Source organism: Candidatus Effluviviaceae Genus V sp. (assembly GCA_014728125.1).
Classification (GTDB): domain Bacteria; phylum Joyebacterota; class Joyebacteria; order Joyebacterales; family Joyebacteraceae; genus WJMD01.
Window position 1 is genome coordinate 1 of record WJMD01000059.1, and the last position, 6,073, is coordinate 6,073.

The window sequence follows — 6,073 nt, forward strand, 5'->3', positions numbered from 1 at the left end:
GGCGGCCGCGTCTTGACTCGTTGGAGTCCCCCGGAGACTACCTGAAGAACGACTTGATGGCACCCCAGCTTGTCTCGTCGACCGGGGATTCGTCCAACCCCTCGAGCCAGGTGTCGTCGAGCATGATGCCCGCGCCGCCGGCCGAACCCGGCCCGCACCCGTTGTCGGTCGTGAAGAAGCGAACCTGGAAGGCGGTGTCGCCGAACGGCGGGCCGCCGCAGTTGAAGCCCAGGTCCAGCCCGTCGATGCCCGTCGACCCCCAGCCGTCGCACTGGCCGAAGTCGCCCCAGAACGAGGCGATTCCGACCCACGTCGTGCCGCCGTCGATCGTCCCGTAGTAGGTCCAGTAGTCATTGTCGACCGTCGGCACCTCCGAGTGCAGGTAGAAACGCACCGTGCACGTGACGGCATCGAGGGCGTCGAGATCGACGTACGGCGTGGTGAGCGAGTTGTCGAGGTTCGGCGGAATGAGCGATGTGTCGCCGTCGTCTCCGCACCACCACGAGTGCGGGTCCGAGGCCGCCGGACACCTGCGGTCGATGATGTGCCAGTAGTCGCCGGCAGCAGCCGGGACCGCGGGTGTGCAGAGTCCGCCGGACTCCACGTCGTCCAGGAAGTAGACGTACCCGCCGTAGAAGTCGAAGATCTTGATGTTATCGCACATGAACGCGCCGGCGAACGAGTCGTACAGGCCGTCGGAGTCCGACCAGGCTCCGTCGGAGATGAAGCGGAACCTGGCCTGGATCGGGTTGTCGTACGGTGACATGACGAACCCGTAGTCGCCGATGTCGCTCCAGTTTGCGGAGCCGTCGTAGCCGCGGTTGAGGTTGACGTAGACGCCGTTCGACTCGGCCTGGACGTAGGTGAAGTCGTACGCCGGCTCGGAGTCGTGCCGGAAGGCGTAGGTCAGGATCGGGTAGTACGCTCCGCTGACGTCCGTGCCGGGCAGGACCAGACGGTCGTCCCAGCTGTTACCGTAGCCGCCGTCCGTGTCGTAGTCGAAGGTGCCGCACCACCAGCTGTACGTGCCCTCGTACGCAAGGTACGTGTCGACGTGGAAGTGCGGGGTCGACGTCGCGGTGTTGTCCACGTGCGTCCAGGAGCCCTCTCCGCTCTCGATGTCGTCGTACCAGAAAAGCACATTGGCGCGGCTGGGACCCCGGAGTTCCTTGGTCGGCGTCTCAAGTTCGGTCCGGGCTCCAACTGATCCGGCGACGATCAGGACCGTCGCGAACACCAGGATCATGCGATACATGACACCCCCCCTCTCGCACGGTCTGCCCGGCCTTCGCCGCTGTGCGCCTCAGTCCCGACCGTTCAGGAAGACCAGGAGCTGTGAGACTCCTCTTCGTGCACGCCTATCTGTAGAGCGCCTTGATCCGCGTCCAGTTGGTTCCATCGACGGGGGTCTCGCTGTAGAACATCGCCTTCACGCAACCCCATGTGGTGCTCTCACGCCCGGAGGCGAGGAACTCGATCTCCGACCACTCGATGATGTCGTAGAGCGTCTCGCCTCCCGCACCCTGGTCATCGGGATCGACGCGCAGCGTGAACTCCTGAGCCGAGCTTGCCAGGTAGACGATATCGCTCTGGCAGTGGAACCACACAACGGACTCCGCAAAGGAGATCCAGCGGTCGTCCGACGGGTCGCCGGGGTCGGTACCCGGGTCGTGCGACCAGGAGAGCACGTTCAGTGAGACGGTCACGTGTTCCACGATGGACGACGGGTGGAACATGTTGCCGTGGACGGCCGACTCCTCGGAGAACCCCCAGTACTCAGGCAGCCCCGGGTCGCTCTGCCAGTCCGATGAAGCGAGATGGAACACGAAGCCCGGCGCGAGGCAGTCGAGATAGGCCGCGGCGTCCATCGCCTCGTAGGCCTGCTCCAGCTTGGCGAGCACGTTCTCGGGGGACGTTCGCTCGGGATACTGAGCGACCGTCGTCAAGGGAAGCGCGAGGAGAAGAAGCAGAGTCAGAGTGCAGTAGCAACGTCTCATTCGTTCCTCCTGTCCTCTGCGCGCCAGCATGGCGCACGGCGGCGAACACGTCAAGTCCTAGTTCGCGTTAGCGCGCCGACGACGGAAAACCGCTTCACGGCGCTTGACTACCGGAAGATGGCCTTGAGTGCACCCCAGCTCGTCGACTCGACACTGCTGAAGCTGCACCCCACCCCCAGCGCCCCGATGAGCCCGCAGCCGGACTGCGCGGGAGCGCAGGGCGAGTACTCGTTGATCTCGTAGCTGTCCGCCGAGCAGAACTGGGGATCGGCGCAGATGTTGCCGTTCTCGCCGAGCTGGTCGGCGATGCAGTCGGTCCAGTCGCTTCCGGTGTTCCCGAAGATGTCACAACAGACAAGAACCGGAGCGCCCGCCTCGTCGGCGCAGTCAAAGGCGCTCGAGTTCCCTGCTATGAGGACGCGCTCGAGCGTCGGGGCCCCATCGATCGCAACATAGACGCCGCCGCCGCGCTGAGCTGTGTTGTCGGCGATAGTGACCCCCCGGATGAGCGGTGAGCAGCTGTAGATGCAGAGTCCCCCAGCGCCTGAGCCCGCCATGTTCCTGGCCACGACGCAGTCCTCGAAGTGGCCATCGTAGTCGCTCAGGTGCACCCCCCCGGTCCAGTACACCGCCTCGTTACTCAGGAACAGGCATCCCGACACTCCTGCCGACGTGTCGGTGCAACGCAGGCCGCCCCCCTGCCCGGCCATGTTGTCCGTGAAGATGCATTCCTCGATCGTGGCCTGAGGCGAGGAGAGGTCATCCCAGCCCTCGATGTCGATTCCGCCGCCGAACCCATGCTCGTCACCGAGGGCCGTGTTCTTCTCGAACCTGCAGTTCGTGACCGTGACGCCAGAGGCGTCGATGGAGAGCCCGCCACCGAACCCGAACGAGCCGCGCGCTTCGTTCAACTCAAAGACGCAGTCGCTGATGAGGGCGTAGCTGCTCGCATTCGACCAGACGCCACCGCCTGACGCGTGTCCGGGCCCGTCGACGACGTTCTCGCAGAAGAGACAGGCCGTGATCTGCGGGTCGGACCACTGGTCAGTGATCGCCCCGCCGTACTGCGTGGCCTCGTTTCCAACGAACTCGCACTCGGTGATCTCGGCCGAATAGCCGCAGTAGAGGCAGATGGCTCCCCCGCCCCCTGCCGAGTTGCCGGTGAACTCGCAGTCTTCCAGGCGGAGATGGCTCTCGAACGTGTAGATCGCGCCGCCGCCGGCCGAGATGTTGTCCTTGAACGAGAGATTCTCTCCCACGAGCGCGGAGCCGGTGCCGACGGCGACCGCGCCGCCGCGTTCCGTGGCGAGGTTCCCGCGGAAGGCGCAGTTGCGGAACGTGGGGCGCGCGTTGCTCTGTATCCGCACCGCGCCGCCGTACTCCGCATATCCGTTGATGACTGCGAACCCCTCAACGAGCGTGCCCATCGGTTCGGCCGAGCGAAAGTGGAACGCCCGCGTTGTGTCGGCGCAGTCGATGGTCGTGACACCGCAGCCAGCGGTCGAGACGAGGGTGAGCTTCCTGCCGCCGAAATCGAGCGACGTGTTCCCGAGGCCCGAGTAGACCCCGGGCACGACCAGCACCGTGTCGCCCGAGGCGGAGAGCTCGATACCCTCCTGAATGGTCAGGGCGTCGCCGGAGCCGGAGGGGTCGACGGTGAAGGTGGCCGCCGGGGATGTACCCCAGAGAACGGCCAGAGCAAAGGCCAGTGTGATCGCAGCGTGTCGCATCGCGACAGACCTCCCCGGGGGATATGCGGAAGCCCGGTCGCGGGGGCATGTTCATACTATACCCTGAGCGACTGACGGTCAATCATAACCTGGGAGGCACGGCGGAGCGGACGGCGCCGCCGGGCAGCGGACCGGCTAGCTGAGGTACCCGAGCGACCTGAGGCGTGCCTCGAGTCCGGGGTCGGTGCGGAGGTCCGCGCCGGCCCCGTAGTTGGAGCACCCGGGCAGGAGCCGGCCGAGCGTCGTCGTGAGCTCTTCCCTTCTCCGGGCGAGTTCCTCCGGCGGCATCGGTTCGTCCGAGAGGTCCTGAAGCTCGCTCGTGCCGTCGCTTCCGAGGGTGAGCCTCAAGCCCCCCACCCGGACGGTCAGGTAGGCCGTCGTCAGAAACGGCGCCTCGAGCTCGGGCGCGACGGCCCGCAGCTTGTTCCGGAGCATCGGGCTGGGCCCTGAGTACTCGGCGATGACGGGGCGGTCGGCGGGCGCGGGGGCTCCGAGCAGCGTGCGGCTGTGCTCGGCCGCAGGATCCGGCTCGAGCCCCGCGAGCTCGAGAACGGTCGCGTAGAGGTCGGTCAGCATGACGGGGTCCTCCCGGAGGCCGGGCTCGAGCCTCTCCGGCGCCCGGATGACCAGCGGGACGGCCAGGAGCTCCTCGTAGACGCCGAACTGGTGCTCAAAGAACCCGTGCTCGCCGATGAGCTCGCCGTGGTCGGACGTCACGATGATGACCGTGTCCTCGTAGAGGCCGTGTGCCTTCAGGACCTCGACGAGCGCTCCAAGGAGGCAGTCGGACGTGTTGACGTCTCCGGCGTACATCTCACGGATGTGCGTCCAGTCGACGGAGCCGACGTCGCGGAGCCCGCAGTTGACCGAGTCAGCCAGCGTCGTGCTGACGAACTCCCGTGGCGGGGTGCCTTCGAGGTACGTCCTCCGGTACCTCGGGTTCGGCGCGTACGGCAGATGCGCCTCGAGGAAGTTCACGAACATGAGGAACGGCTCGTCGCCCCTCTGCGTGTCGAGCCACCTGGCGATGTTGCGGACGGTCTCGGCGCCCCCCTGGTCGGGCGATTCGAGCGCCCGGCTCACGACCACCGGGTCGGCGTACTCCTCCTCGAACCCGCGCAGCACACCGGTCAGCCGGTCCGTGAGCCAGGGGTTACTGAAGAAGGCCATCGTCCGATACCCCGCTTCACTGAGCCGTTCGGCCATCGTGCGGCCCTCGTAGGCGAAGTGCCAGTGCTGTCCGCTGCAGCGATGGCTCGAGAGCAGACGCCCGGTGAAGAGCGATGCGTGGGACGGAACGGTCCACGGCGCGTTCGACCACGCGTTCTCGAACCTCGTTCCCTCCGAGGCCAGCCGTTGGAGCGCCGGCGCGACGGAGGCTTCTGGATGTCCGGGTACCTGGTTCCCGGCGACGTCGTCCCGGACGGTGTCGAGCACGACGAGCACGATGTTCGGCGGCGGCTCGGACGGTCCCGAGCAGGACGACAGCGCGAGAGCGATCGGAATGGTCGCGAGAAGGACGAGCGAGCGGCTCAGGTTTCGCTGGTTCACTGCGGGGCCCCCGGGAGCTCGAATACCGCCCGGCCGGTCCCGGCTCCGGGTGGGCCTGCCGGGACCGACCGAGTGGAACGAGCGCCTATGTGGTCACGAGATGTCGTTCAGAGGGGGTTACAGAATACGACCCCCGCCGGACGGCGAGGGTTGCATGTGTTCTTGACAGTGTGTGATGACTGAGGGTCAGACTCCCTCGGGCGGTCAGTTGATGTAGCCGAGCGATCGCAGGCGCTCCTCCAGATCGGGGTCGGTCTCGAGCTGGGCGGCCGTTCCGGGCCGCCCGGCCTGCGGGATGAGCTGCCGGAGTGTCGCAGCGATCTCTCTCCCCCGCGCCTGAAGCTCCTCCTGCGACATCGGGTCGTCGGAGAGGTCCTCGACCATGTTCGAGCCGTCGCTCCCGATGGTCAGACGGAGGCCGCCGACGCGCACGGTCGAGTAGGCCGTCGTGAGATAGGGCTCGTCGAGCTCGGGCGCGAGCTCGAGGATCTTCTGCTGAAGCGGCGACGAGGGGCCCGCGTACTCCGCGATGACGGGCCGGTCGTGCGGGAGGGGCTCTCCGAGAAGCGAGTGGCTGCGCGCGGGGTCGACCTCGGAGTCGAGCCCCGCGAGCTCCAGAACGGTCGCGTAGAGGTCCGAGAGCATGACGGGGTCGTCACGGACATCCCGCTCGAGGTGCCCCGGCGCGCGGATGGCGAGCGGCACGGCCAGGAGCTCCTCGTAGACCCCGAACTGATGCTCGAAGAAACCGTACTCGCCGATGAGCTCGCCGTGGTCGGAGGTCACGATGAGCAC

General features: G+C 66.7%; 5 protein-coding genes. All 5 read right to left on the reverse strand.

The annotated features are described in order from the left end of the window. Nucleotides 1-37: 37 nt before the first annotated feature. Complete coding sequence (locus GF405_03445) at nucleotides 38-1,255, reverse strand: hypothetical protein (protein MBD3367217.1); 1,218 nt, start codon at nucleotides 1,253-1,255, stop codon at nucleotides 38-40. Nucleotides 1,256-1,358: 103 nt separating this feature from the next. Beyond that, the gene (locus tag GF405_03450; GenBank protein ID MBD3367218.1) at nucleotides 1,359-1,997 is read right to left on the reverse strand and encodes a hypothetical protein; all 639 of its coding nucleotides are present in this window, start codon (nucleotides 1,995-1,997) and stop codon (nucleotides 1,359-1,361) included. A 107-nt stretch (nucleotides 1,998-2,104) separates the two neighbouring features. Further along, nucleotides 2,105-3,727 (reverse strand): hypothetical protein, encoded by a 1,623-nt coding sequence (locus GF405_03455; protein ID MBD3367219.1) that lies wholly within the window; start codon nucleotides 3,725-3,727, stop codon nucleotides 2,105-2,107. Nucleotides 3,728-3,862: 135 nt separating this feature from the next. Then, nucleotides 3,863-5,302, reverse strand: a complete 1,440-nt coding sequence (locus GF405_03460; GenBank protein ID MBD3367220.1) for a sulfatase-like hydrolase/transferase — start codon at nucleotides 5,300-5,302, stop codon at nucleotides 3,863-3,865. Nucleotides 5,303-5,482: 180 nt separating this feature from the next. After that, nucleotides 5,483-6,073, reverse strand: a 591-nt coding sequence (locus GF405_03465; GenBank protein ID MBD3367221.1) for a sulfatase-like hydrolase/transferase, incomplete at its 5' end; no start/stop codon positions are given.

What these genes read in the sequence shown, in the direction of transcription:
- GF405_03450 (MBD3367218.1), bottom strand. Translation starts at nt 1,997, where the DNA reads ATGAGACGTTGCTACTGCACTCTGACTCTGCTTCTTCTCCTCGCGCTT.
- GF405_03455 (MBD3367219.1), bottom strand. Translation starts at nt 3,727, where the DNA reads ATGCGACACGCTGCGATCACACTGGCCTTTGCTCTGGCCGTTCTCTGG.
- GF405_03445 (MBD3367217.1), bottom strand. Translation starts at nt 1,255, where the DNA reads ATGTATCGCATGATCCTGGTGTTCGCGACGGTCCTGATCGTCGCCGGA.